The sequence below is a fragment of the Micromonospora sp. WMMD729 genome (assembly GCF_049315225.1).
Lineage (GTDB): Bacteria > Actinomycetota > Actinomycetes > Mycobacteriales > Micromonosporaceae > Micromonospora.
Genome location: NZ_CP186059.1, coordinates 5496664 through 5520447, shown reverse-complemented (window position 1 = coordinate 5520447; position 23784 = coordinate 5496664). Strand labels below are relative to the sequence as shown.

Annotated in this window: 21 protein-coding genes and 2 tRNA genes; 15 read left to right on the top strand and 8 right to left on the bottom strand. The window is 72.0% G+C overall.

Annotation, left to right across the window (positions count from 1 at the left end):
* Nucleotides 1-199: 199 nt before the first annotated feature.
* The 3 genes from ACN263_RS25260 to nudC are packed head-to-tail and all read left to right on the top strand — an operon-like array spanning nt 200 to nt 3806.
* Nucleotides 200-1510: a M16 family metallopeptidase gene (locus ACN263_RS25260; protein ID WP_422736788.1), complete on the top strand. Its 1311-nt coding sequence runs from the start codon at nt 200-202 to the stop codon at nt 1508-1510.
* Nucleotides 1507-2850 (top strand): M16 family metallopeptidase, encoded by a 1344-nt coding sequence (locus ACN263_RS25255; RefSeq protein ID WP_422736787.1) that lies wholly within the window; start codon nt 1507-1509, stop codon nt 2848-2850. Before ACN263_RS25260 ends, ACN263_RS25255 begins: the two co-directional genes overlap by 4 nt.
* Nucleotides 2847-3806 (top strand): NAD(+) diphosphatase, encoded by a 960-nt coding sequence (gene nudC / locus ACN263_RS25250; protein ID WP_422736786.1) that lies wholly within the window; start codon nt 2847-2849, stop codon nt 3804-3806. The genes ACN263_RS25255 and nudC overlap by 4 nt, the downstream gene beginning before the upstream one ends.
* A gap of 127 nt (nt 3807-3933) precedes the next feature.
* Here the strand turns inward: nudC and ACN263_RS25245 are convergent, their stop codons facing one another.
* The 3 genes from ACN263_RS25245 to ACN263_RS25235 all read right to left on the bottom strand — a co-directional run bounded on the left by ACN263_RS25245 (nt 3934) and on the right by ACN263_RS25235 (nt 5716).
* Nucleotides 3934-4209 (bottom strand): hypothetical protein, encoded by a 276-nt coding sequence (locus ACN263_RS25245; protein WP_422740821.1) that lies wholly within the window; start codon nt 4207-4209, stop codon nt 3934-3936.
* Between the two features lie 215 nt (nt 4210-4424).
* Nucleotides 4425-4661, bottom strand: coding sequence for a DUF397 domain-containing protein (locus ACN263_RS25240; protein WP_422736785.1), 237 nt, complete (start codon nt 4659-4661; stop codon nt 4425-4427).
* 74 nt (nt 4662-4735) lie between these two features.
* Entirely contained in the window at nt 4736-5716 is a 981-nt protein-coding gene (locus ACN263_RS25235; RefSeq protein ID WP_422736784.1) for a helix-turn-helix domain-containing protein, read from the bottom strand.
* A 216-nt stretch (nt 5717-5932) separates the two neighbouring features.
* On the opposite strand from ACN263_RS25235, the gene ACN263_RS25230 reads away from it, so the two are divergent.
* The gene (locus ACN263_RS25230) at nt 5933-7222 is read left to right on the top strand and encodes an MFS transporter (protein ID WP_422736783.1); all 1290 of its coding nucleotides are present in this window, start codon (nt 5933-5935) and stop codon (nt 7220-7222) included.
* A gap of 68 nt (nt 7223-7290) precedes the next feature.
* Here ACN263_RS25230 and ACN263_RS25225 read toward each other — a convergent pair whose 3' ends face one another.
* Nucleotides 7291-7533 carry a mycoredoxin gene (locus ACN263_RS25225; protein ID WP_355050572.1) on the bottom strand — a complete coding sequence of 81 codons (243 nt, stop codon included), beginning with the start codon at nt 7531-7533 and terminating at the stop codon, nt 7291-7293.
* 93 nt (nt 7534-7626) lie between these two features.
* Here ACN263_RS25225 and ACN263_RS25220 point away from each other — a divergent pair, with 93 nt between their 5' ends.
* The 3 genes from ACN263_RS25220 (at nt 7627) to ACN263_RS25210 (ending at nt 10661) form a co-directional block, all read left to right on the top strand.
* Nucleotides 7627-9792 carry an ATP-dependent DNA helicase UvrD2 gene (locus ACN263_RS25220; protein ID WP_422736782.1) on the top strand — a complete coding sequence of 722 codons (2166 nt, stop codon included), beginning with the start codon at nt 7627-7629 and terminating at the stop codon, nt 9790-9792.
* A gap of 122 nt (nt 9793-9914) precedes the next feature.
* Nucleotides 9915-10166, top strand: coding sequence for a hypothetical protein (locus ACN263_RS25215; protein WP_422736781.1), 252 nt, complete (start codon nt 9915-9917; stop codon nt 10164-10166).
* Nucleotides 10167-10295: 129 nt separating this feature from the next.
* Nucleotides 10296-10661, top strand: a complete 366-nt coding sequence (locus ACN263_RS25210; RefSeq protein WP_422736780.1) for a WhiB family transcriptional regulator — start codon at nt 10296-10298, stop codon at nt 10659-10661.
* A 293-nt stretch (nt 10662-10954) separates the two neighbouring features.
* Here the strand turns inward: ACN263_RS25210 and ACN263_RS25205 are convergent, their stop codons facing one another.
* From ACN263_RS25205 to ACN263_RS25195, 3 genes are all read right to left on the bottom strand, one after another.
* A complete protein-coding gene (locus tag ACN263_RS25205; RefSeq protein ID WP_422736779.1) occupies nt 10955-12301 on the bottom strand; it encodes an ABC1 kinase family protein in 1347 nt (448 codons plus the stop codon).
* Nucleotides 12298-13410, bottom strand: a complete 1113-nt coding sequence (locus ACN263_RS25200; RefSeq protein WP_422736778.1) for a hypothetical protein — start codon at nt 13408-13410, stop codon at nt 12298-12300. Before ACN263_RS25200 ends, ACN263_RS25205 begins: the two co-directional genes overlap by 4 nt.
* A gap of 229 nt (nt 13411-13639) precedes the next feature.
* On the bottom strand, nt 13640-13807 hold the full coding sequence (locus ACN263_RS25195) for a DUF5679 domain-containing protein (protein WP_007464795.1): 168 nt from the start codon (nt 13805-13807) through the stop codon (nt 13640-13642).
* 526 nt (nt 13808-14333) lie between these two features.
* Between ACN263_RS25195 and ACN263_RS25190 the strand changes: the two genes are divergently transcribed.
* Both ACN263_RS25190 and ACN263_RS25185 read left to right on the top strand, forming a co-directional pair.
* On the top strand, nt 14334-14864 hold the full coding sequence (locus ACN263_RS25190; protein WP_422736777.1) for a M48 family metallopeptidase: 531 nt from the start codon (nt 14334-14336) through the stop codon (nt 14862-14864).
* 323 nt (nt 14865-15187) lie between these two features.
* Entirely contained in the window at nt 15188-15796 is a 609-nt protein-coding gene (locus ACN263_RS25185) for a hypothetical protein (RefSeq protein WP_422736776.1), read from the top strand.
* A gap of 436 nt (nt 15797-16232) precedes the next feature.
* Here ACN263_RS25185 and ACN263_RS25180 read toward each other — a convergent pair whose 3' ends face one another.
* Nucleotides 16233-17543, bottom strand: a complete 1311-nt coding sequence (locus tag ACN263_RS25180) for a zinc-dependent metalloprotease (protein WP_422736775.1) — start codon at nt 17541-17543, stop codon at nt 16233-16235.
* A 115-nt stretch (nt 17544-17658) separates the two neighbouring features.
* Between ACN263_RS25180 and ACN263_RS25175 the strand changes: the two genes are divergently transcribed.
* From ACN263_RS25175 to ACN263_RS25150, 6 genes are all read left to right on the top strand, one after another.
* Nucleotides 17659-18672 (top strand): YlbL family protein, encoded by a 1014-nt coding sequence (locus ACN263_RS25175; protein ID WP_422736774.1) that lies wholly within the window; start codon nt 17659-17661, stop codon nt 18670-18672.
* Nucleotides 18673-18768: 96 nt separating this feature from the next.
* Nucleotides 18769-21774: a UPF0182 family protein gene (locus ACN263_RS25170; protein WP_422736773.1), complete on the top strand. Its 3006-nt coding sequence runs from the start codon at nt 18769-18771 to the stop codon at nt 21772-21774.
* Between the two features lie 188 nt (nt 21775-21962).
* On the top strand, nt 21963-22472 hold the full coding sequence (locus ACN263_RS25165) for a SigE family RNA polymerase sigma factor (protein WP_422736772.1): 510 nt from the start codon (nt 21963-21965) through the stop codon (nt 22470-22472).
* The gene (locus ACN263_RS25160) at nt 22462-23397 is read left to right on the top strand and encodes a hypothetical protein (protein WP_422736771.1); all 936 of its coding nucleotides are present in this window, start codon (nt 22462-22464) and stop codon (nt 23395-23397) included. The genes ACN263_RS25165 and ACN263_RS25160 overlap by 11 nt, the downstream gene beginning before the upstream one ends.
* 60 nt (nt 23398-23457) lie before the next feature.
* Nucleotides 23458-23531: transfer RNA gene (locus ACN263_RS25155), tRNA-Met, on the top strand.
* Nucleotides 23532-23661: 130 nt separating this feature from the next.
* Nucleotides 23662-23738 (top strand) — tRNA-Met (locus ACN263_RS25150).
* Nucleotides 23739-23784: the final 46 nt, after the last annotated feature.

Genomic DNA, 23784 nt, shown 5'->3' with positions numbered 1-23784 from the left:
ATTCACATACCGGGATAGGGCGTCTCAGTTATGTCGGCATTTCCTACTGTCTTGCTGGGTTAACTCGCGGCGTTCGGGAGGCTCGAAGGGCATCTGGTGGCCGCTCGCCGTCGTCGGCCGTCCCGGCTCGCCGCGCGGGTGACGGTGGCTCCGCGGAGGTCGCCGGTGGCGGGGGTTGCGACGCGCTAGGGTCGATCCCGTGGCGGCGCGGAGATCCAGAATTCCAGCGACGAAGTATCCGGTCGAGCGGTTCACCCTCGACAACGGCCTGCGGGTGGTCCTCACCCCCGATCGCAGTGCCCCGGTGATCGGGGTGGCGGTGGTCTACGACGTCGGCATCCGCTCCGAACCCCAGGGGCGGACGGGCTTCGCCCACCTCTTCGAGCACCTGATGTTCCAGGGCTCGGAGAACCTGGAGAAGCTGGCCCACTTCCGGCACGTCCAGGGCGCCGGTGGCACCTTCAACGGCTCCACCCACCTGGACTACACCGACTACTTCGAGACGCTGCCGAGCAACGCGCTGGAACGCGCGTTGTTCCTGGAGGCGGACCGGATGCGGGCGCCCCGACTGACCGAGGAGAACCTGCGCAACCAGGTCGACGTCGTGAAGGAGGAGATCCGGGTCAACGTGCTCAGCCGGCCGTACGGTGGCTTCCCCTGGTTGACCCTGCCGCCGGTCATGTTCGACACGTTCCCGAACGCACACGACGGCTACGGTTCCTTCGACGACCTGGAGTCGGCCACCGTCGCCGACGCCGCCGACTTCTTCCGCCACTACTACGCCAGCGGCAACGCGGTCCTGGCCGTCAGCGGGGACATCGACGTGGCCGAGGCGACCGAGTTGGTCACCCGGCACTTCGGTGACGTGCCGGCCCGTCCCGCGCCACGGCGACCCGACTTCACCGAGCCCGACCTGACCGCCGAGCGGCGCAGCTCGTACACCGACGCGCTGGCGCCGTTGCCGGCGGTTGCCGGCGCGTGGCGGGTGCCCGACCCGGTCGGCGACTTCGCCGGCTACCTGCCGTACGTGGTGCTGGCCGAGGTGCTCACCGACGGCGACGCGTCCCGTCTGGTCGAACGCCTCGTGCAGCGCGACCGCACGGTGACCAGCCTGGGCGGCTACCTCGGCTTCATGGGGGACCCGTTCGACGTGCGCGACCCCACGGCGCTGCTGTTGCAGGCGCACCTGCCGCCCGGCGGCGACGTGGACAAGGTGCTGCGCACCGTCGACGAGGAGCTGGACCGGCTGGCCACCGACGGGCTGACCGACGGCGAGCTGGCCCGCACCCAGGCGCGGATGGCCACCCACCTGCTCCGCGACACCGACGCCGTGCTCGGCCGGGCGCTGCGGATGGCCGTCCTCGAGCAGCAACGCGGCGAGCCGGGCCTGCTCAACGACCTGCCCCGACTGGTCGGCGACGTCACCGAGGAGCAGGTCCGGGCCGCCGCGGCCGCCCTGCGCCCCGAGCGCCGCGCGTCGGTCGAGGTCATCCCCGGAGGAGCCCGATGACCACCACCGCTCCCGTCGGGCCGCGTACGCTGCCCCCGCTCGGTCCGACCCGCAAGCTGAAGGTGCCCAAGGAGGCCGAGCGCACGCTGGGCAACGGGCTCACCGTCATCGCGGTACGCCGGCCCGCGGTACCTCTGGTGGAGCTGCGGCTCTGGGTGCCGTTCGGCCGCGCCCACCTCGCGCGCGGCGCGATGCTCTCGCAGACCATGCTCTCCGGCACCGAGTCGATGACCAGCGTGCAGCTCGCCGCCGAGCTGCAGAAGGTGGGCGGCGGTCTCTCCGCGGGCGTCGACCCGGACCGGCTGATGATCTCCGGTGCGGCGCTGGTCACCGGCCTGGACCGGATGCTGGAGCTGCTGGCCGAGGTGCTGACCGGCGCGAGCTATCCGAACGACGAGGTGGCCGCCGAACGGGACCGGCTCATCGACCGGATCCAGGTGGCGCAGAGCCAGCCGTCGCACCTGGCCCGCGAAGCGCTCCTGAAGAGGATCTACGGGCGGCACCCGTACGCCACCCAGACCCCGGAGCCGGCCCAGCTCCGTGCGGTCCGACCGGCGGCGCTGCGCAGCCTGCACGCCGAGCGGGTGCACCCCGCCGGGGCGCAGCTGGTGGTGGTCGGCGACGTGCAGCCGGAGAAGGCACTGGACGCGGTGGAGCGGGCGCTCTCCGGGTGGACCGGGGCCGGGCGTACGGCCACCCTGCCGGCCACCCCGCCGCTGGAACCGGGGCCGCTGCTGCTCGTCGACCGGCCCGGTTCGGTGCAGTCCTCGCTGCGTGTCGCGCTGCCCGCCGTGCCGCGCACCGACCCCGACCACGCCCCGCTGCAACTGGCCAACCTGATCTTCGGCGGCTACTTCTCGTCCCGCTGGGTGGAGAACATCCGCGAGGACAAGGGCTACACGTACGGCCCGCACTCGGTGATCGAGCACTCGGTGGCCGGATCGGTGCTGGTCGCCGGGGCCGAGGTGGCCACCGAGGTCACCGGTCCGGCGCTGCTGGAGACCACGTACGAGCTGGGTCGGCTGGCCTCGCTGCCGCCGAAGCCCGAGGAGTTGGAGCAGGCCCGCCAGTACGCGCTGGGCACCCTCCAGCTCGGTATGTCCACGCAGGCCGGTCTGGCCGCGCTGACCAGCGCGTATGCCGGCAACGGCCTGCGCCTGGACTTCCTCGCCGAGTACGCGGCCCGGCTCGCGAAGGCGACCGTCGACGACGTTGCCCACGCCGCCGCCCGCTACCTCGCGCCCGCCAGGGCGGTGGTCGTCGTACTCGGTGATGCCGAGCGGATCGCCCCGGGGCTGGCCGCTCTGACGCCCGTGCACACCGAGCCGGTGCAGCCGTGAGCGGCGAGGCCGCGCCGCCGCTGGCGCGCTCGACGCTGGATCGGGCCGCGCACCGCCGGGGTGACGCGCAGTGGCTGACCGAGGCGTGGCTGCGCGGCCGGGTGCTCCTGCTTGATTCGACCGACGACGGGCGGACGCTGGCGCGTACCGACGTGTCGCCCCCGACGCTGGTGCTGTTCGGCGCGGCCGACGCGCCGGCCGGCGCGGAGTCGACGGCGATGTTCCTCGGTGTGGAGCCGGACGGGGTGCCGGTGTTCGCGGTCGACGCCCCGTTGCCGGCGCTGCCCGGCACCCGGGCGGTCAACCTGCGGGAGGTGGGCCACCTGCTCGGTGACCGGGAGGCCGGCATCTTCACCACCGCGCTCGCGTTGCTGAACTGGCACACCCGGCACGGCTACTCCACGGCGACCGGCGCGCCCACGGTGATGGACGAGGCCGGCTGGTCGCGGGTGGATCGCAACGGCGGGCGGATCTGGCCGCGCACCGACCCGGCGATGATCGTGCTGGTGCACGACGGCGTCGACGGCGCCGAGGGTCGCTGCCTGCTCGGCAACAACGCCGGCTGGCCGGGCACCCCGGGCGGGCGGCGCTACTCCTGCCTGGCCGGCTACGTCGAGCCGGGGGAGTCGGCGGAGGCCGCCGTGCTGCGCGAGGTCCGCGAGGAGGTGGGCATCGCGGTCGAACGGATCGGGTACGTCGGCAGCCAGGCCTGGCCGTTCCCGGGCTCGCTGATGCTGGGCTTCCTGGCCACCGCCGACCCCGCGGACCCGGTACGGGTCGACCCGTCGGAGATCGCGTACGCCCGGTGGTTCACGCGCGAGGAGATCGGGGCCGCCTGCGCCGGGAAGGCCGTGGACGTGGGGGACGGCGCCCGGCTGATCCTGCCGCCGCCGTCGTCGATCGCGTTGTTCCTCATCCACCGCTGGCTGGACGGTTGGGTGGACGCCGGGCGCTGAGCACGGTCCCGGCCCGTGGCCGCCGTTGCCGCGACGGTCACGAGCCGGGAACACGGGCCGCCGTGGTCGGTGGGAGCGGTATGACGCGGCGGGGGAGCCGAGCCGACCACGACGGACGTCTGGTGGGTCAGGTGCCGGTGCGGCCGGGTCTGCGCCGGAACACGGGCTGCGGCTCGCTGAGCGGCAGGACCTTGACCCGTTGTTTGCCGGCCCGTACCGCGCCGACGGTGGACAGGGCCCGGGCCAGCAGCAGCGCGGCGTCCCGGTCTTCGGCGTGCACGGTCTGCCGGCGCGGCTCGGGCGTGGTCGTCTCGTCGCGGAGGCGGTGGCCGTCCGCCCAGGCGGCGGCGATGTCGCCGTCGGCGACGGTACGGATGTCGGTGCGAACGATCAGGAACCGCATAAGGGTCTCCGGATGAACCGCGACGGATGAGCCGGTGTGTGGAAGTTCCACGTTCTCGTGGGTCATGTTACGCCGCGTGTCCGTCCCAGCAAGTGAAACGCGCCTATTGGTTCCGAGCGTCGTCCGATCGGCGGATGCCTGGTCAGCGGGGCCGTCGGCGGACACGACAACGGGGCCGCCGGCACTGTGCCGACGGCCCCGCCCACGGTGGAGGATCAGTTCAGATCGAACTGGCCCGTCTTCGCCCCAGCGATGAAGCCGAGCCAGCCGGCCCGGTTGAACAGCAGCACCGGGCCACCCCGGTCCTTGCTGTCGCGCAGCGCGACCGCCGACGGGCCGGTGCCCAGCGGCGCGACCTCCACGCAGTTGGAGGTCTGGCTACGTGTGCTGGTACGCCACGGGGCGTCCGCCAGGCTGGCGGAGACGGACGGCGTGTGGTGGATGTCGTTCATGGTTCTGCTCCTGATGTGAACCGATCCGATGGGACGAGTGGTGCCGCACGCCCCGACGGAGGGTCCCCCGTGGATCACCGGTCCGTCAGCCGCCCCGAATCACGGCGGCGTTGGGTCGGCGCCGTTGCCGGCCCGAACGCCACTGTGGATGCGGGTGCCGCCCCGGTCAGCCGTCCCGTCGCCTCGATCAGCCAGGAGAGGGTGTCCGAAGCGTCTAGTGCCGCCGTGCATAGCCACTCGAACACCACTTTATAGCGATTTAGCGTGATTGACTCGGTCGACATGACGTCGGTGAACCCCCCTTCGATGGCCAATGTCTCCGGATCGAGTGGATCGGCGAACCGATAGAGGGAGAAGGCGGTCGGCGGAAGGTACCAATCTCCTACCTGAACGTCCCGGGGCAGCACGTGCAGCGTCACGTTCGGCAGCAGGGCCAACTCGCAGAGCTGGTGCAACTGTTCGTGCAGCACCTCGGGCGGTCCGGACCGGCGACCGAGGGCGGCCTCCTCCAGCACGGCGGTGTAGGTCGGCGCGTGCGGCTCCCGCGTCAGCAGCGTCTGACGGGCCAACCGCGCCTTCACCTCGGTCTCCAACTCGTCGGCCGGCTCCTGCTCGCCGGCCCGCTCGCTCACTCGACGGGCCGACTGGAGCCGGACCCGCGCGTACCCCGCCGTCTGCAGCAGGCCCGGCACCAGCACCGGGTTGTACTCGGAGATCTCCGCGCAGCCCGCCTCCAACTCGGCCCAGCTGCGCTGCTGCTGCGTCATCACCGGAAAGTTCTTCAACCAGCCGCGCATGTCGCCGGCCTCACCGGCGATCCCGAGCAACTCCTCGCGCGCGGCGGCGTCGGCGCCGTACAGGTCCAGCAGGACGCTCACGTCCTGCGGGTCCGGTCTACTGCGGCCGTTCTCGAGGCGGGACAGTTTGGACGCGGACGCCCAACCGATCCGTTCGATGACCTGGTCGCCGGTGAGGCCCGCGCTCTCGCGCAGGCTGCGCAGTTCGATGCCCAACCGTCGGCGACGCATGATTGGGCTGGGTGCGGCAGGAGGCACAGTGTCCTCTTTCCCGTCGTCCGCCGCAGACGCGACGGTAACTGTATGAAATTCGCCCCCCACGGCCAGTATGGACGGCGCGACCGGTGTCGGAGGTTCCGGCGGGGGCGTGTCTTGCCAAAAATGGACCACGGGTACGCCGGACGATGACGGACCCGCGGTCCCAGCCTCGTCGACCGCGCCCAGCCGGGCACGCCACCTTGCCGGAGGGACCCCATGCGCACCGTCCTGCGCCGACCCGACTTCCGCCTGCTCTTCGGCGGCCTGCTGGCCAGCATGACCGCCGAGTCGATTCTGCTGCTCGCGCTCGCCATCTGGGTCAAGGACCTGACCGGCTCCAACGGGCTCGCCGGCGGCATCATCTTCGCCGTCGTCGCGCCGATGACGATGGCGCCACTCGTCGGGTGGTTCGTCGACCGGTACCCGCGCCGACCCTTCTTCGTGACCGCGAACGTGGTCACCGCCGTACTGCTCGCGCCGCTGTTCACCGTCCGCGACGCGGGTGACGTCTGGCTGGTCTACCTGGTCGCCGGCCTGTACGGGCTCTCGTCCATCACGCTCGGCGCGGCGCTCAGCGGGCTGCTCCGGCAACTGGTGCCGGTGGAACTGCTGGCCGACGCGAACGGCGTGCTGCAGACCGTACGCCAGGGGTTGCGGCTGGTCGGCCCGCTGGTCGGCGCGGCGCTCTACGCGGCGCTCGGCGGGTGGGCGCTGGCCGGCATCGGCATGGTCGGCTTCGTGACCGCCGCGGTGGTGGTGACCGCGGTGCCGAGCCCGGCCCAGCCCTCGCCCACGGTACGGCTGCGTTGGCCCGCCGAGCTGGGTGCCGGCCTGCGTCACCTGACCGGTGAGCCGGCGCTGCGCCGGGCCCTGGTCGGCTACGGACTCGGGTCGCTGGTGATGGGCTTCAGCGAATCGTTGATCTTCGCGTACGTCGACCAGGGGTTGGACCGGGACGCCGCGTTCGTGGGCGTGCTGGTGATGGTGCAGGGCGTCGGCGGGTTGTGCGGCGGGCTCTGCTCACCGGCCCTGGTCCGGCGACTCGGCGAGGTCGGCACGCTCGCCGCCGGCGTGGCGTTCTTCTCCCCGGCCGCGCTCGCCCTCGCGTACCCCGAACTGCCACTCGGGTTCGGGGCGGTGCTGCTGGCCGGCGTCTCGCTGCCGCTGACGATGGTGGGTCTGCACACCCTGATCCAGCGGCGTACCCCGACCGCCCTCGTCGGACGGGTGGCCGCCGCCACTCAGGCGTTGGTCAGCGGGCCGCAGGCAATCTCCATCGGTGCGGGCGCGCTGCTGGTCGGCGTCCTGGACTACCGGGCCCTGTTCGTCCTGGTCGGGGTGGCCACCCTGGCCGCCGGCGGCTACCTGTGGCGCGGTCGGCACCTCAGCGCCCCGTCCGGCGGCGCGACACCTCCACCCCCGGCCCTGCCGGGGCCACGCCACCCGCTCGACGCCGGTATCGACGGTTCGGTGACCGCGGTCGCCCGCCGGCCGTTCCGGCGTTGACGGATGTCGGACACGACGAACGGCCGCCCCGCTGGGCGGCCGTTCGTCGAGGTGCGCCGGCCGGTCAGTCAGGCACCCAGCGTCGCCAGGTGCTGCTTGACCTGCGTGATCGACGGGTTGGTCAGGGCGCTGCCGTCGTCGAAACGCAGCGTCGGCACCGTCTGGTTGCCGCCGTTGACGCTCATCACGAAGTCCGCGGCCTTCGGGTCCTGCTCGATGTCGACCACCTCATACCCGATGCCTTCCCGGTCGAGCTGCGACTTCAGCCGGTGGCAGTAGCCGCACCAGGGAGTGGAATACATCGTCAGCATGATCGGATCCTCCAACTGCTCCGGCCGCCGGCTTGCCGATCAAGCCGAGGCTGTCCGCTACAACGCCCGGGGGAGCTGAGATGATTCCTGGTTGTGGGGGTTCACTCAGCGTCGGAAGGCGTACTCGCCGGGCTGGACCCGGAGCAGCGCTCCGCGGTGACCGCACCGGCCGGCCCGGTCTGCATCCTCGCCGGGGCGGGCACCGGCAAGACCCGCGCGATCACCTCCCGGATCGCCCATCGGGCGCTCTCCGGTGAGATCTCCCCCCGGCACGTGCTCGCCGTCACCTTCACCGCGCGCGCCGCGGCCGAGATGCGGCACCGTCTCACGCTGCTCGGGGCGCAGGGCGTCCAGGCACGGACGTTCCATGCTGCCGCGCTGCGTCAGGTGCGCTACTTCGCGCCCCGCCTGCTGGCCGGCCGCGCCATGCCCGAGCTGCTGGACAGCAAGGTGCGGCTGGTCACCCTCGCCGCCGCCCGGGTCGGTCTGCGGGCCGACCGGGCCGCCGCGCGGGACCTGGCCGGCGAGATCGAGTGGGCCAAGTCGTCGCTCGTCGAGCCGGGGGACTACGTGGTGGCGGCGGCCCGCGCCCTGCGTGACACGCCCCACGAGCCGGCGAAGGTCGCCGAGGTGTTCACCGCGTACGAGCAGCTCAAGCGCTCCAACGGGGTGATCGACTTCGAGGACATGCTGCGGGCCGCGGTGTGGGGCATCGAGGAGCACCCGGACGTCGCCGAGCAGGTCCGCGGCCAGTACCGGCACTTCGTGGTCGACGAGTACCAGGACGTCAACCCGCTCCAGCAGCGGCTGCTGGACGCCTGGCTGGGCGGTCGTACCGACCTGACCGTGGTCGGTGACGCGAGCCAGACGATCTACTCGTTCACCGGGGCGACCTCGGCGTACCTGGTCGACTTCCCGCGCCGGCACCGCGACGCCACGGTCGTGCGACTGGTCCGGGACTACCGCTCCACGCCACAGGTCGTCGGGCTCGCCAACGCGGTGATCTCCCAGGCGCGCGGCACCGAGGCCCGGCTGCGACTGGAGTTGACCGGGCAGCGGCCCCCGGGCCCGGAACCCGACCTGCGGATCTTCACCGACGAGCCCGCCGAGGCGAACGCGGTGGCCGCGCGTTGCCGGTCGCTGATCGACGCCGGCACCCCGGCGAAGGAGATCGCCGTCCTGTTCCGGACCAACGCGCAGTCCGAGGCGTACGAGAAGGCGCTGACCGAGGCCGCCGTGCCGTACGTGGTGCAGGGCGCCGAGCGCTTCTTCGAGCGCGCCGAGGTCCGGCAGGCCATGGTCGCCCTGCGCTCCGCCACCCGGTCCATCCCCGGGGAGACGCCGCTGCCGGCCGCCGTCGTCGAGGCGCTCACCGCCGTCGGCTGGGCGCCGGACGCGCCCCCGGCCGGCGGGGCCGCCCGCGAGCGCTGGGAGGCCCTGGCCGCGCTGGTCCAGCTCGCCGAGGAGTACGCGGCCACTCCCGAGCTGGTGCCGATCGGCGAGGCCGCGTCGGTGGAGCGCCCGGTCACCCTCACCGACTTCACCGAGGAGTTGGCCCGTCGGGCCGCCCAGCAGCACGTGCCGACGGTGGACGGGGTCACGCTGGCGTCCCTGCACTCGGCCAAGGGGCTGGAGTGGGACGCCGTCTTCCTGGTCGGCCTCGCCGAGGGGACCCTGCCCACCACGTACGCCAAGACCGTCGAGCAGGTGGAGGAGGAGCGTCGGCTGCTGTACGTCGGGATCACCCGGGCCCGGCAGTGGCTCTGGCTGTCGTACGCCGCCGCGCGCTCGCCGGGCGGTCGGGCCCGGCGGCCGTCGCGGTTCCTGCCCCAGCTGGACCGCTCCGGCGGCACCGAGCGGGCCGGCGTCTCCCCGGGTGGACCCCGGCGACCCGAGCGGCGTCGGACGCAGATCGTGTCCTGCCGGATCTGCGGCGCCACCCTGCTCGCCGGCCCGGACCGCAAGCTGGGCCGCTGCCCCACCTGCCCGTCCGACATCGACGACGAGCTGCACGAACGGCTCCGCGAGTGGCGACAGCGGGTGGCCGGCGCGCAGAAGGTCCCGGCGTACGTGGTGTTCACCGACGCCACGTTGACCGCGTTGGCCGAGCGGCGGCCCGGCCGGTCGGAGGAGTTGATCGCGATCGCCGGCATCGGCCCTCGCAAACTGGGCCTCTACGGCGAGTCGGTACTGGCGCTCGTGGCGGGCGCGGGGGTGGACGACGTCTGCCCGGAGAAAACTTTCGAAATCTCGTCGTAAATTCGTTTGCCCTCGCGCCCAGGCGAGGAATAGCCTCAGGACACACCACGCGAGCGGCGCCATTCCGGCTGCTCACGGGGGTTGGTCCAGTCGATCCGAGGAACGTGAGGGAGGTGGCCACCGTGAAGATCTTCACCTATGAGCGTCTGACGGCGATGCCGTCTGTCCTCGCTCCGCTGTCGGCTGTCCGGGTGGCCCTCGTGGCCCCACGACCGTCGGTTCCGCAGGTGCACCAGGTTCAGGCCGAGCTGAACCTGACCGTTGCGCCGAATGCCGGAGTCGAGGGGACCAGTGGCTTCACGGGCATGGATATCGATGGCACCAAGAAGCGCACGGATGTCCGCGGCGTTCCACCTCGAGGTAGACCGGTCTGAATCTCAGACACCGGCTCACCTCGAGGCCGCGGAACCCGCTACCGGGATCCGCGGCCTCAGTTTTTTGCCCGCCGTAAGTACGTCGGAATGCGATCCACGAGATCGAAGTGAGAGAGAGGTGACCGGGAGATGAGTCTGGCGTTGGCCCCCCTCGACGTGAGCGTCGAGTTGGAGGCGAACCTGCCCTGCCGGAAGTTCGACCCCGACCTGTGGTTCTCCGACTCGCCTGCCGAGCTCGAGCTGGCCAAGTCGCTCTGCGGGGACTGCCCGCTGCGCGTCGAGTGCCTGGCCGGTGCGGTGGAGCGAGCGGAGCCGTGGGGTGTCTGGGGCGGCGAGATCTTCGAGCGTGGCGCGGTCGTCCCGCGCAAGCGGCCCCGTGGTCGCCCGCGCAAGGAGGACGTCGCTCGTGACGCCGCGCTCCGGGTCGAGGCCGAGGCGCGCCTGGCGGCCAGTGGGCTGTCCGAGGTGCGAAACGCGGTCCGGCTGGCAGCCTGACATGTTCCCGACCCGTTCCAACGACGCCGGTGTCACACCGGCAGTGAGTGAGAAGACGATGTTGAACGTTCCGAGTGGTGCCTACGAGATGCAACTACTCCACGAAGCGTTGACGAGGGCTCGAATGCGCCGGCCTCAGGCCGGTCGTACCACCACGAGCACTGAGGCAACCCGTTCCGCCCGTACCGTCGCCATGAACAGCCGCCTCCAGTCGGCGCGCGACCTGGGCGTTCTCTAGTACCACCGCACAGTGAAGGGCGGGTGCCGACCGGCACCCGCCCTTCGGCACGTCCTCAGGCGACCGGCGCGAAGCCGGGCAGCCAGCGTTCCAGGATGCTCCGGTACGGGGCCTTCGCCTCCAGTTGGCAGAGCACCCCGATCGACCCGAGCGTCACCCGGTGGATGAGCAGGTACGACGGCGGCAGGTTGAGCTGCCGGCTCAACTGGTACGTGGGGGACCGGGGGCTGGCCAGCCGGGCCGCCTCGGCGCGTAGCCACGCCCGGGTGAAGCGGAACCCGTCGGCGGCGATGGGCTCCAGCATCGGACGGAGGAAGTCGAGGACCCCCTCGGCGTCGATCTCGTCGGTCGCGCCGATGAACCCCTCGTCCCGCAGCCCCGCCACCACGCCGTCCGCGTCTCCGCGCAACGCCCGACCGGCGATGAGGCCGATCGGCTCCGGGGTGCCCTCCGGCATCCGGGCCACCGCACCGAAGTCGATCACGCCGAGCCGGCCGTCGGGCAGGAGCCGGAAGTTGCCGGGGTGCGGGTCGGCGTGCAGCAGGCCCGCCCGCTGGGGCGCGGACAGGTGCAGCGTGGCCATCAGCCGACCGGCCTCGTCCCGCTGCTCCTCGCTGCCGTCGCGGATGATGTCGGCCAGCGGTGTGCCCGTCACCCACTCGGTGACCAGCACCCGGGGCGACGCGGAGACGACCTCCGGGATGTAGATCTCGTCGTCGTCGGCGTACGCGGCGGCGAAGGTGCGCTGCGACTCGGCCTCCAGCTCGTAGTCCAGCTCCTCGGTGATCCGCTCCCGCAGCTCGACCAGGAGCGGCTTGACGTCGAGGCCCGGTTGGATGGCCCGGAACATCCCGCCGAGGCGGGAGAGCTGCTTGAGGTCGGCCAGAAGCGCGTCACCGGCCCCCGGGTACTGGATCTTGACCGCCACGTCGCGGCTGTTCGGCTCGCCGGACGGGCCGTACCCCGGCTCCCGCCACCGGGCCCGGTGCACCTGCCCGATGCTCGCGGCGGCGGCCGGGGTGTCGTTGAACTCGACGAACCGGTCGCGCCAGTCCGGCCCGAGCTGCTCGGCCAGCACCTTGTGCACGCTCGCCGCCGGCAGCGGCGGCGCGGCCTCCTGGAGCTTGGTCAGCGCCTGCCGGTAAGGCGCGGCGATCTCCTCCGGCAGCGCCGCCTCGAAGACCGACAACGCCTGGCCGAACTTCATCGCCCCGCCCTTGAGCTGCCCCAACACGCTGAACAACTGCTCGGCGGTGCGCTGCTGGATCTCCGCCGAGATGACGTCGGAGGCGAGCCCGGTGACACGCTTACCCATGCCGAGGACGGTCCGACCGGCGAAGCCGAGCGGCAGAGCGGCGAGCTTGGCGGTCCGGGACACGGCCCGGCGCGGGATGTCGGTCACTTCGCCATTGTTACCGACCGGAGGGCCCTGCTGCTGCCGTGCGGCCGGGCTGGTGCGTACGCCCGGCTCCCCGAACACGCGCACGCCGGGTGCGGCGGCCAACACCGGCGACGGAACCGACCCGCGCCGGAGATCTCCATCGCGCCTCCCAACGTCTCGGGTTGGCCCCCGTCGAGGTGCGCCAGAGCCTCCGTCACCGCGTACCCGATCGCCGCGAACAACGTGCCGGTCGCGCCGGCGGTCACCGGCCGCGCCGCCGCCAGTTGAGCGGCGAGCCCAGGCCAGGCCGGGTCCCGGTCGGCGCGGTGCAGCTCGACGCAGCGTAGGCACGGGCCGGCGGGCGGGCGGACCAGCGGCCCGATCACCGGTACGCCCTCGCGGACGGTCACCATCAGGTGCGGTTGCCGGCGCTGGGCGAGACCGGCGGCGAGCAGCGCGGGTGGCCGGTCCGCGCCGAACTGGATCACCAGATCCAGGCGGGCGGCCCGCACCGGGTGGGTGTTGGTGCCGGGCGCGACCCGGTCGACCGCCGCCCGGATCGCCGGAGCCAGCGGCCGGCCCAACTCGGTGGCGGGGATGCCGGTACCGATCAGGTCGATCGCCCGTACCGGGCCGTCGAGGTGCGGTATCACCTGGCCGACGCCGGCCTGGGCGAGCGCCAGCGCCAGCGGCCCGCCGAGGGCACCACCGCCGGTGAGCAGCACCCGGGCCGCCCGCCGCCGCCGCAGGACCTGCGCCGGGGTGCCGGGTAACCGGGCTGCCACCAGGGCCAACGCTCCGGCCTCGGCGGCGAGCCGGGCCCGGACCGGCCCGGCCAGGTCGCGGGGGAGCAGGGTGTGCGCCGGCACCAACAGGCCCGCCGCGCGCAGCGCGTCCAGCAGCGTACGGGCGTCGTCGGCGGCGACCTGGGCGGCGCCGGCCGCGACCAGTACGTCCCGCTCGCTGCGGGTGCCGTCGAGCAGGTCGAGCAGGTGAGCGGTGCGCGGGTTGGTCAGCTCCACCAGCACGGCAGGCCCGGGACCCAGGCCGATCTGCAGGGTGTGCCGATCCCGCCAGAGCCGGCTGAGACCGGGGAGCAGCGTGGGGCGGGGCAGCGGCGTACGGCTCATGGTGACGAATCGTGACCGCTTCCCTGCGCTGGGTCGATCGTTGTCCACAGGCGGCCGAAGCCGTATCCAGCCTTGTCCACAGGATCTGCCGGGTTATCCACAGGCCACTACGCGTGCTGTCGGCCACCCGACAGTCGTGGCCTGCGGTCTCCGGCGGCCTCCTGTGTCCGGGACGGCAACGGGGGCGGGACGGCCACCCGGCCGTCCCGCCCCCGCAGATCCGTACGGGTCAGACCTTCGCCTTACCGAGAATCCGGTTCACTGTTGTGCCGCATACCGGACACTTACCCTTGGCCATGTTCATGCCGGTCTTCGAGACCTCCACGTGCCCCTCGAAGTCCCGCTTCTCCTTGCACTTCACGCAGTAACCGTTGTAGGTCTGGGCCTGGTCGGCCACGGTGCCCTCCTCGTCTCGTCCGCCGGTCAATACGGTCCCGGCGGAATGCCCGGCGGCGGGCCACACGGGGCGCCGGCGCTGGGTCTTACTCCACGGCCACCTTCGTGACCGCTGGTCCGCGGACCCTACCCAGGTCTGGGCAGTTCCATGTCAGCTGTGCATCGACACTGTGAGCAAGTCGACGTCGAGAGTGTGCACGGCGAATTAGGTCGGATAAGTCAGTTTGGCGGGGACACGCCGACCAAACCCTGACAGCCACCCCTGCGGGTGCCCCCGCGACAGCGTCCGAGGCCGTGATCACCTACCGTTGAGCGGAGGACCGCGCGGTGCCGCCGTCGGCGTACACGGTGGGTGACGAGGCGGCAGGATGACGCTTTGGCGGTGATCCAGTCAAGAAATTTTCGGGACGCCGGACGACCAATCACCATTTTTTGGGCGCGTGTCGTGCGGTTGACTCTTGCGGACCCCTGGTCAGTACGCATTAGCTTTCCCTCGTGACACGTAGCCGAGGCTGCGCGGCCCAGTGATGGCGGGGACGCGTAAGCCGGTCGTCGAGGTACGGCGCAGCCAGCGTCGGCGACGCACGGTGTCTGCGTACCGTGACGGTGAGCGGGTGGTCGTCCTCATCCCGGACCAGTTCTCCCGGGCCGAGGAGAGCGAGTGGGTCGACCGCATGCTGGCGCGGCTCGCCGCCCGCGAGGGCCGACTGGCCCGCTCCGACGACGAACTCGTCGCCCGGGCCAACCGGCTGATCGACCTGTACCTCGGCGGGTACGGCGAGAAGGCCGTCCCGGCCAGTGTCCGCTGGGTCACCAACCAGAACGGCCGCTGGGGCTCGTGCACCCCTGCCGACCGCAGCATCCGCATCTCACACCGGGTCCAGGACATGCCCGACTGGGTGATCGACTACGTGCTGCTGCACGAGTTGACCCACCTCATCGTGCCCAGCCACAACGCCCGCTTCTGGGCGCTCGTCGGCCGGTACCCCAAGTCGGAGCGTGCTCGCGGCTACCTGGAGGGCGTCGCCGCCGCCTCCTGCGCGCCCGTACCCACCTGACCTTTCCTGCCGCACTCCAGCCGGCGGCGTTGCTGCGTCCGGTCTGCTGGCCCAGCGGGGCCTCGTCCGGCTTTGATCGACTCCAGGTCGGCGATGTTGCGGTGTCCTGGCAGTGGGGATGCCCCGACATCGCCGATGTGGAGTCGATCACCGGCCCGCCGGCCGATTGGCCCGCCGGGTGGCTGGCCCCCGTGCCGGCTGGCCCGTCGGGTGGCTGGCCCGCCGGCTGACCGGCTCGTATGGGCTGGCGCGCTCGGCGGTTCGGGCGCGGGGGGTTTCGGCGGGGTGGGTGAGGCAGCGGGCCGGGGCGCTAGGGTCGGGGCATGGCGCGGCGGGTGGTGGTGGTCATGCTCGGGTCGGTGCGCTGGTCGCCGCCCGGCGTCGACCGGGAACAGTGGCGGGCGGCGCTCGCCGAGGACGTCATCGACCTGGTCGCGACCCTCAACGAGGTGGACGTCGCGGTCGCGGTGACCCCGGCCGACCGGGCGTTGGCGGACGCGCTGGTCTGGCCCGGTACCGCCGTTCACGAGGTGCCCGAGCCGACACCGAACGCGGTGTTCGCGACGGTGGACGGCTACGACCAGGCGGCGGTGCTCGCCGGTGACGTACCGGACCTGCCGGCGCTGAGCGTCGGCAAACTGCTGCGCCCGCTCACCACCCGGCCGGTCGCCGTCGCGCCGGCCGAGGGCGGTGGCCCGGGTCTGCTCGGCGTGGCCGTACGGCTGCCCGTGCCGCAGTGGTTGCCACCGCTCGACTTTGACACGGCGATGCCGGCCGACGCCCGGGTCGGCGCCCCTCAGCCGGGCGACGTCGCCGTCACGGCCGGCTGGCGCCGCCAGCGCGGCCCGGCCGATCTGGCGGCGCTGGACCCGGCCTTCGAGGGCTGGGAGGCGACCCGCTCGCTGCTGTCGGGCTCGGGCCGTCCCGCCTGATCGCCGACCGCGCCAGCCCAGCCGCCGCCCGGTAGACCGACCCCCGCCCGGGGACCGACCGCCGCCCGCCTGGCCGGCCGTCGCCCGACCGCTGCCCGGCGGGTCTTAGCCTGATCAGCGCCCGCCGCCCCGACTGATCGACAACCGCGCCCGGCCGCCCGCCGCCCGGCGAGTCGCGGCCTGATCAGCGCCCGCCGCCCAGCCGACCAGCGAGCCTGGGCGGCATGATCGACTCGGGTTCCGGGAAAGCGGGTCGTCCGCGTGGCGCGGACACCACGATTCCCGGGAAACCGAGTCGATCACCGCGAGGCGATCACCGCGAGGCGATCACCGCGAGGCGATCACCGCGAGGCGATCACCGCGAGGCGATCACCGCGAGGCGATCACCGCGCGGCGGACAGCGCCAGCGGGCGCGCAGCGCCCGCACCCGTCCAGGTCAGCTCTTGGCGTCGCCGTCCGTACCGGTGTTCCCCTCGGTGCCGGTGTCGTCGTCGGACTCGCCCGGCGCCTTCTCGTGCGCGCCGCCCGGGGCGGTGAAGTCGAAGCTGTCCAGCTCGCTCAGGTCCATGTCGTTCATCGCGAACGCGACCGGGTCGGCGAAGTCGTCGTCCGACGGGAGCAGGTCCGGGTGACCCCAGACGGCGTCCCGGCCCTCGATGCCCCGGTGCTGGGTGAGCGCCGCCCACAGCGCCGCCGCCTCGCGCAGCCGGCGCGGACGCAGTTCCAGGCCGACGAGGGCGGCGAAGGTCTGCTCGGCCGGGCCGCCGGCGGCGCGGCGGCGACGGAACGCCTCGCCCAGCCGTACGACGTTCGGCAGCCGGTCGCTGGCGGCGCTGTCCACCACGTGGCACACCCAGCCCTCGACCAGGGCCAACGCGGTCTCCAGGCGGGCCAGCGAGGCCTTCTGCGCCGGGCTGTCCTCGGGGGTGAAGATGCCTTCCAGGGCGATCGCCTGCATCGACTCCGGGTCGGTCGGGTCGACCCGGCCCATCGCCTCCTCGATCGCCTCCCGGTTGACCCGGATGCCCGAGGCGTACATCTCGACCGCGCTGAGCACGTGCCCGCGCAGCCACGGGACGTGCTGGAACAGCCGCTGGTGGGCGGCCTCACGCAGCGCGACGTAGAGGCGTACCTCGTCCTCGGGAAGTTCCAGGCCCTCGCCGTACGCGCGGATGTTGGCGGGGATCAGCGCGGCCGTGCCGGCCGGGCCGAGCGGGAGACCGATGTCGCCGGCGGAGAGCACCTCCGCGGCGAGCGAGCCGAGGGCCTGGCCGAGCTGGCCGCCGAAGAGCGCGCCGCCGAGGGTGGCGACCATCGACTGCATCGGGCCGAGCTGGGCGCGCGCCTCCGGGGGCACCAGGTCGCCCATCGCGCCGACCATCCGGCTGGCGACCGGGTCGCAGAGCTTGCGCCACACGTCGAGCGTCTTGAAGATCCACTCGTTGCGGTTCCAGGCGACCGGGGACTGGATGCCGGACGGCCACGCCGTGGCGGGCTCCAGCCACAGGTCGGCCAGGCGCAACGCCTCCTCGACCGCGTTGCGCTCGTACGGCGACACGGCCGGGTCGCCGGCGGCGGCGAGCTGGCTGGCCGCTACCTGCCGGGCCAGGTCCCAGTTGACCGGCCCGCTGCCCGGCGCCGAGAGCAGGTGTTGCAACTGCGACATGAACTGCTGCATCTGCGCGGGATCGTTGGGGTCTGGTGGTTGCCCACCCGGGAGCGCGAAACCGAACGGAATATCAGGCACGACGTCTACGGTACGCGGGCCGCGCCCCAGGTAGTCGCCGCTGGCGTTGCGCTGAGGGCGAAGTCGCGTGGCGCATCCGTCGGACCGGCGGCCGGCGATCGGTACGCTCTGGCGCATGAGACGTCGTGGCCTGACGGTGCTGCTCGGTGCCCTGTTCACCGCCCTGCTGAGCATCGGGGTGCTCCGGGTGCCGATCCCGTACGTGGTGCTCGGCCCGGGCCCGACCGTCAACACCCTCGGCACGGCCGACGGCAAGGAGGTCATCCAGGTCACCGGTCGGGAGACCTCCACCTCGGCGGGCCAGCTCCGGCTGACCACGGTCGGGGTGCAGCCGACGGTGCGGCTGCGCTCGGCGATCGCCGGCTGGTTCTCCGACGACGAGGCGGTGGTGCCGCGCGAGCTGGTCTACCCGCCGGGGGAGTCCACCGAGCAGGTCGAGCAGCGCAACGCCGAGGATTTCAAGGTGTCGCAGACCAGCGCCGAGACCGCCGCGCTGCGGGAACTGGGCTTCCCGGTGCAGGTGGTGATCAAGACGGTGGCGGCGGACGGCCCGTCCGCCGGGGTGCTCAAGGTCGGTGACGTGGTGACCTCGGTCGACGGTAAGCCGGTGCCGGTGGCCGCCAAGGTCACCGAGCTGATCCGCGCCAAGCCGGCGGGCACCGCGTTGACCATCGGTTACACCCGCGACGGCACGCCGGCCACCGCGACGGTGACCAGCCGGGAGCAGGACGGCCGGCCCCGGATCGGGGTCGAGATCGACCAGCAGCAGCCGCACCCGTTCACGCTCGGCATCGACCTGGAGGACATCGGCGGGCCGAGCGCCGGTCTGATGTTCGCGCTGGGGATCGTGGACAAGCTGACCCCGGCCGACCTCACCGGTGGAAAGGTCATCGCGGGCACCGGCACCATCGACGACGAGGGCACCGTCGGCCCGATCGGCGGGATCGCCCAGAAACTGGTCGGCGCGAAGCGGGCGGGCGCCAAGGTCTTCCTGGTACCGGCCGACAACTGCGCCGAGGCGGTCCGTAACCCGCAGCCCGACCTGCCGTTGCTGAAGGTGGGCTCGCTGGACGAGGCGCTGACCGCGCTGGAGACGCTGCGCGCCGGTGGTCAGCCGACCCGCTGCTGACCCGTGTGACCGTGCCCCGACACGCTCAGGAACACCCCGTACTCTGGGTCCCTGATCGGAGCCGATCACATCGAGCGTGCGGAGCCAACAGTGGTCATGCGTAGCAGCAGCCCCCTGCCGAGGATGAGCCGGCGGGGCCGGGTCACCATCGCCGTCCTGGTCGGGGTGTTCGTGCTCTTCACCCTGCTCGGCTGGGGTGTCCAGGCCTGGACCGACTGGCTCTGGTTCGACGAGGTGCGCTACACCGAGGTCTTCACCGGGGTGCTCGTCACCCGGCTGCTGCTCTTCCTCGTCATCGGCCTCGGCATGGCGGTGGTCGTCGGCGGCAACCTGTGGTTGGCGTACCGGCTGCGGCCGCGGTTGCGACCGCACTCGGTGGAGCAGGCCACGCTGGAGCGCTACCGGATGGCGCTCAGCCCGCGCCTCGGCACCTGGATCGCGCTGACCGCCGCCGTGATCGGGCTCTTCGCCGGCCTGTCCGCGCAGAGCCGGTGGAACCAGTGGCTGCTGTTCCGCAACGGTGGTGACTTCGGCGTCAAGGACCCCGAGTTCGGGGTGGACATCGGCTTCTACGTCTTCCAGCTCCCGTTCTGGCGCTACCTGCTCGGTGTCGGCTTCACCGCCGTGGTGCTGGCGCTGATCGGCGCGCTGGCGGTGCACTACCTCTTCGGTGGGGTCCGCCTTCAGGGCGTCGGAGACCGGATGAGCAACGCGGCACGCGCGCACCTGAGCAGCCTCGTCGCGGTGTTCGTCCTGCTCAAGGCCCTCGCGTACGTGCTGGACCGGCGGGCGATGCTGCTCGAGTACAACGAGGGCGCCAAGCTGTACGGCGCCGGCTACGCGGACGTCAACGCGCTGCTGCCGGCGAAGGAGATCCTGGCGTACATCTCGGTCGTGGTGGCCATCGCGATCATCGTGTTCTCCAACGCCTGGATGCGGAACCTGGTGTGGCCGGGCATCTCGCTGGCCCTGCTGGGCGTCTCCGCGGTGGCGATCGGCGGCATCTACCCCTGGGCGGTGCAGACCTTCGAGGTGAAGCCGAGCGCCAAGGACAAGGAGGCGCCGTACATCCAGCGCAGCATCGACGCGACGCGGGCCGCGTTCGGACTGGGCGGCACCGAGACCACCCCGTACGCGGCGAACAACCTCACCCCACCGGAGAACCTGGCCACCGACACGTCCGTGGTGTCCAACGTGCGGCTGCTCGACCCGCAGTTGGTCAGCGAGACGTACACCCAGCTCCAGCAGGTCCGCGGCTTCTACGACTTCGGCCCGAAGCTGGACATCGACCGGTACGGGGTGAACGGCAAGACGTCCGACTACGTCGTCGGCGTCCGCGAGATCAACTACGGCGAGCTGACCGACCAGCAGAACACCTGGATCAACCGGCACACCGTCTACACCCACGGGTACGGCCTGGTGGCCGCCCCGGCGAACCAGGTGGTGTGCGGCGGGCAGCCCTTCTTCGTCTCCGGCTTCCTCGGCGAACGGACCCAGGAGGCGTGCTCCTCGCAGACCGAGCAGATCCCGGCCAAGCAGCCGCGCATCTACTACGGCGAGCGGATGGCCGCCGACGACTACGCGATCGTCGGGCAGTCCGACCCCAACAAGAAGGCCGAGTTCGACCGGCCGGTCGGCGAGGGTGGCGGCGAGTCCTACACCTACACCGGCGAGGGTGGCGTCAAGATCGGCTCCTTCACCCGGCGGCTGCTCTACGCCATCAAGGAGCAGGAGTCGAACTTCCTGCTCTCCGAGGCGGTCAACAAGGACTCCAAGCTGCTGTACGTGCGCAACCCGCGGGACCGGGTCGAGAAGGTCGCGCCCTTCCTCACCCTGGACGGGGACCCGTACCCGGCGGTGGTCGACGGTCGGGTGCAGTGGATCGTCGACGGTTACACGACGGCCGCCACCTACCCGTACGCCGAGCGGGTCAACCTCCAGGTCGAGACGACCGACGAGTTGACCAACCGGGGCACCTTCCAGTTGGCCCGGGAGAACGTCAACTACATGCGCAACTCGGTGAAGGCGACCGTGGACGCGTACGACGGCACCGTGACGCTCTACGAGTACGACGACACCGACCCGGTGCTCAAGGCGTGGAACAAGGCGTTCGGCGGTGACCTGATCAAGCCGAAGGCGGACATCCCGGTCGAGTTGAACGAGCACTTCCGCTATCCGGCGGACATGTTCAAGGTGCAGCGCAACCTGCTCACCAAGTTCCACGTGACCAACCCGGGTGACTTCTACTCCGCGCAGGACTTCTGGCAGGTGCCGAACGTGCCGGACGCGCCGGACAGCGGCCAGAAGCAGCCGCCGTACTACCTGTTCACCCAGTTCCCGGGGCAGGACAGCCCGCGGTTCCAGCTCACCTCGGCGGTCACCCCGAACGGCCGGCAGAACCTGGCGGCGCTGATCTCCGGGTCGTACGTCGACGGGAAACCCCGACTCGAGGTGCTGGAGTTGCCGGACCAGACCCGGATCTCCGGTCCGGTGCAGGTGCATCAGCAGATGACCAACAACGCGAACATCCGCCAGCAGCTCAACCTGCTCTCCAGCAACCAGGCGCAGGTGCAGTACGGCAACCTGCTGTCGCTGCCCTTCGCCGACGGCATGCTCTACGTCGAGCCGGTCTACGTGAAGAGCAACCAGCAGGACGCGTACCCGCTGTTGCAGAAGGTGCTGCTCTCCTACGGTGACGGCGGCTCGTTCGTGGCGCTCGCCGACAACATCAACGACGGCATCAAGCAGTTGGTCGAGCAGGGCAAGAAGGCCGGGCAGGGCACGTCGCCACCGCCCACCACGGGTGGCAACCCGACCAGCCCGTCGCCGAGCGCGACGCCGACGCCGGGCGGTACGACCCCGACGCCGGGCAACACGACCCCGCCGGCCGGCGACCTGGCCGCCGCCGCGGACCGGGTGCAGTCCGCCATCACCGAGGTCCGCGCCGCGCAGACCTCCGGGGACTTCGAGCGGTACGGCCGTGCGCTGAAGGCGTTGGACGAGGCGCTGACCGCGTTCCAGCAGGCGCAGCAGGCGGCCAACCCGGGCGGCGGCGCGCCGCCCGGACCGTCCGCCACCCCGAGTGGCGGAACGGGCGGCTGACCAGCCGCCCGAGGAGCAACCGGAGCCCTCGACGTCGGACCCCGCCGGGTCCGCACGTCGGGGGCTCCGTCGCGTCCGTACGGTATGCCGGCCTGTCGCCTCTCCGACACGCTTTGTCCGGCTGACCCGCAACCCGGCCCGGCCCCCTGCCGTCAGTGATGCATCGGGGCGCGGACAAGGGGGCAGTCGTGAGGGACGCACAGAGCTTCGACGATTTCTACCGGGGGACCGTCCGGCGGATGATCCGGTACGGCTACGCGGTGACCGGGGACCACACCGAGGCGCAGGACGTCGTGCAGGAGGCGTTCGCGCGGGCCTGGCGGCAGTGGGGGCGGCTGGCCGAGCACCCGGCGCCCGAGGCGTGGCTGCGGTTGGTGGTGTCCCGGTTGGCGAACGACCGTTGGCGGCACCTGCGCCGCCGGCGGATGCTGCTGAGCCGCAGCGGTCCGCCGCCGAGCGCGCCCCCACCGGGTGAGGACGGGGTGCTGCTGGTGGGCGCGCTGCGCCAACTGCCGGCCGCGCAGCGACAGGCGCTGGCCCTGCACTACCTCTTCGACATGTCGGTCGAGGAGATCGCCCGGGAGGCTGACGTGCCGGTCGGCACCGTCAAGTCCTGGTTGTCCCGCGGCCGGTGCCGGCTGGCCGTACTGCTGCCCGACGTCCACATCGACGAACTGGAGGCGAACGATGTCCACTGAACTCTCCGACCTGTACCGGTCGCTCACCGTCGCCGCCGAGGACGTGACGGTGGCGGATCCCGAGGTGGTCCGGCGGCACGCCGACCGGCGGGCCCACGTCCGAGCGGCCGGCAGCGCGCTGGCGGTGGCGCTGCTGCTCGGTGGGGTCGCCGTCGGCGGACGCCTGGCGTTTCCGGTGGACCGGTCCGCGCCGCTGCCCCCACCGGCCGACACGCCGGCCCCGCCGTCGCCGCAGGTCAACCCCACGCCCACCCCGTCGGCGTCCACGCCGCCCACGCCGTCCGCGACCCAGTCGTCGTCCCGCACCACGGCAGGGGGTACGCGGCCGGTCGCGCCCACCGGTCAGACGACCGCCCACCCGCCCACCTCGATCCCGGACCGGGCCTTCTTCGTGCTGGCGGCCGCCAACCGGACCGGTCTGGAATCGACCGCTGCCGGGCCGGTCCTCCCGGAGCTGTGCGACGCCCGGTACGCCAGCGAGTCGGCGGTGGTGCAGCGCCGCGCCCGGTCGATCGCCTACAAGCGGCCGGAGACCCGGGCCGGGAGCGTGCCGGACGGCAGTTACCGGTACAGCATCACCATCTACCGTCCCGGCCGCGCCGACGACGCGCTGCGGGAGCTGCGGCAGGCCGTCCGGGCGTGCCCTGAGCAGACGTTGTCGGACGACACCAGGGTGTGGCGGCAGCGACTGCTGGACTCCGGGACGTACGGCGACGAGTCGGTGTTGTTCGAGTTGCGGGCCCCGTACCCGCCGGGCATGGGCGACCCGGGCGCGGACGAGGTGCGGCTGGTCCGGGCGGTCCGGATCGACGACGTGGTGACGGTGCTCTGGGAGCAGGGGTGGGAGTACACCGCCGCCGAGCGTGCGCAGGTCGACGCCGACAGCCGGCGGGCGGTGGCGGCGATCGAGAACTGGCTGGGCTGACGGCGGTATCGGAGTCGCTTTGCGGTGTCCCGGGTCGGTGCGCTACGGTTATCGAGCCGACGCGGGGTGGAGCAGCTCGGTAGCTCGCTGGGCTCATAACCCAGAGGTCGCAGGTTCAAATCCTGTCCCCGCTACGAGAGTGAAAGCCCGTCTCCGATCTTCCGGAGGCGGGCTTTCGTCATTGTCGTGCCCGCCCGTGCGGTTGCCCGGCGGTGACCCCGGCTGATCATCGCCGGGACGGGTGGGTTAAGCTTTAACAGCCGACGCGGGGTGGAGCAGCTCGGTAGCTCGCTGGGCTCATAACCCAGAGGTCGCAGGTTCAAATCCTGTCCCCGCTACCACGTACGACAGAACCCGGTCCCCTGATGGGGGCCGGGTTCTGTCGTT

Excerpts from the sequence above, each read along its gene's own strand:
- ACN263_RS25240 (WP_422736785.1), bottom strand. The coding sequence starts at position 4,661 with ATGAACGACATCCACCACACGCCGTCCGTCTCCGCCAGCCTGGCGGAC.
- ACN263_RS25185 (WP_422736776.1), top strand. The coding sequence starts at position 15,188 with ATGGCGCGGCGGGTGGTGGTGGTCATGCTCGGGTCGGTGCGCTGGTCG.
- ACN263_RS25190 (WP_422736777.1), top strand. The coding sequence starts at position 14,334 with ATGGCGGGGACGCGTAAGCCGGTCGTCGAGGTACGGCGCAGCCAGCGT.
- ACN263_RS25175 (WP_422736774.1), top strand. The coding sequence starts at position 17,659 with ATGAGACGTCGTGGCCTGACGGTGCTGCTCGGTGCCCTGTTCACCGCC.
- ACN263_RS25230 (WP_422736783.1), top strand. The coding sequence starts at position 5,933 with ATGCGCACCGTCCTGCGCCGACCCGACTTCCGCCTGCTCTTCGGCGGC.
- ACN263_RS25225 (WP_355050572.1), bottom strand. The coding sequence starts at position 7,533 with ATGCTGACGATGTATTCCACTCCCTGGTGCGGCTACTGCCACCGGCTG.
- ACN263_RS25160 (WP_422736771.1), top strand. The coding sequence starts at position 22,462 with ATGTCCACTGAACTCTCCGACCTGTACCGGTCGCTCACCGTCGCCGCC.
- ACN263_RS25210 (WP_422736780.1), top strand. The coding sequence starts at position 10,296 with ATGAGTCTGGCGTTGGCCCCCCTCGACGTGAGCGTCGAGTTGGAGGCG.
- ACN263_RS25200 (WP_422736778.1), bottom strand. The coding sequence starts at position 13,410 with ATGAGCCGTACGCCGCTGCCCCGCCCCACGCTGCTCCCCGGTCTCAGC.
- ACN263_RS25255 (WP_422736787.1), top strand. The coding sequence starts at position 1,507 with ATGACCACCACCGCTCCCGTCGGGCCGCGTACGCTGCCCCCGCTCGGT.
- ACN263_RS25245 (WP_422740821.1), bottom strand. The coding sequence starts at position 4,209 with ATGCGGTTCCTGATCGTTCGCACCGACATCCGTACCGTCGCCGACGGC.
- ACN263_RS25170 (WP_422736773.1), top strand. The coding sequence starts at position 18,769 with ATGCGTAGCAGCAGCCCCCTGCCGAGGATGAGCCGGCGGGGCCGGGTC.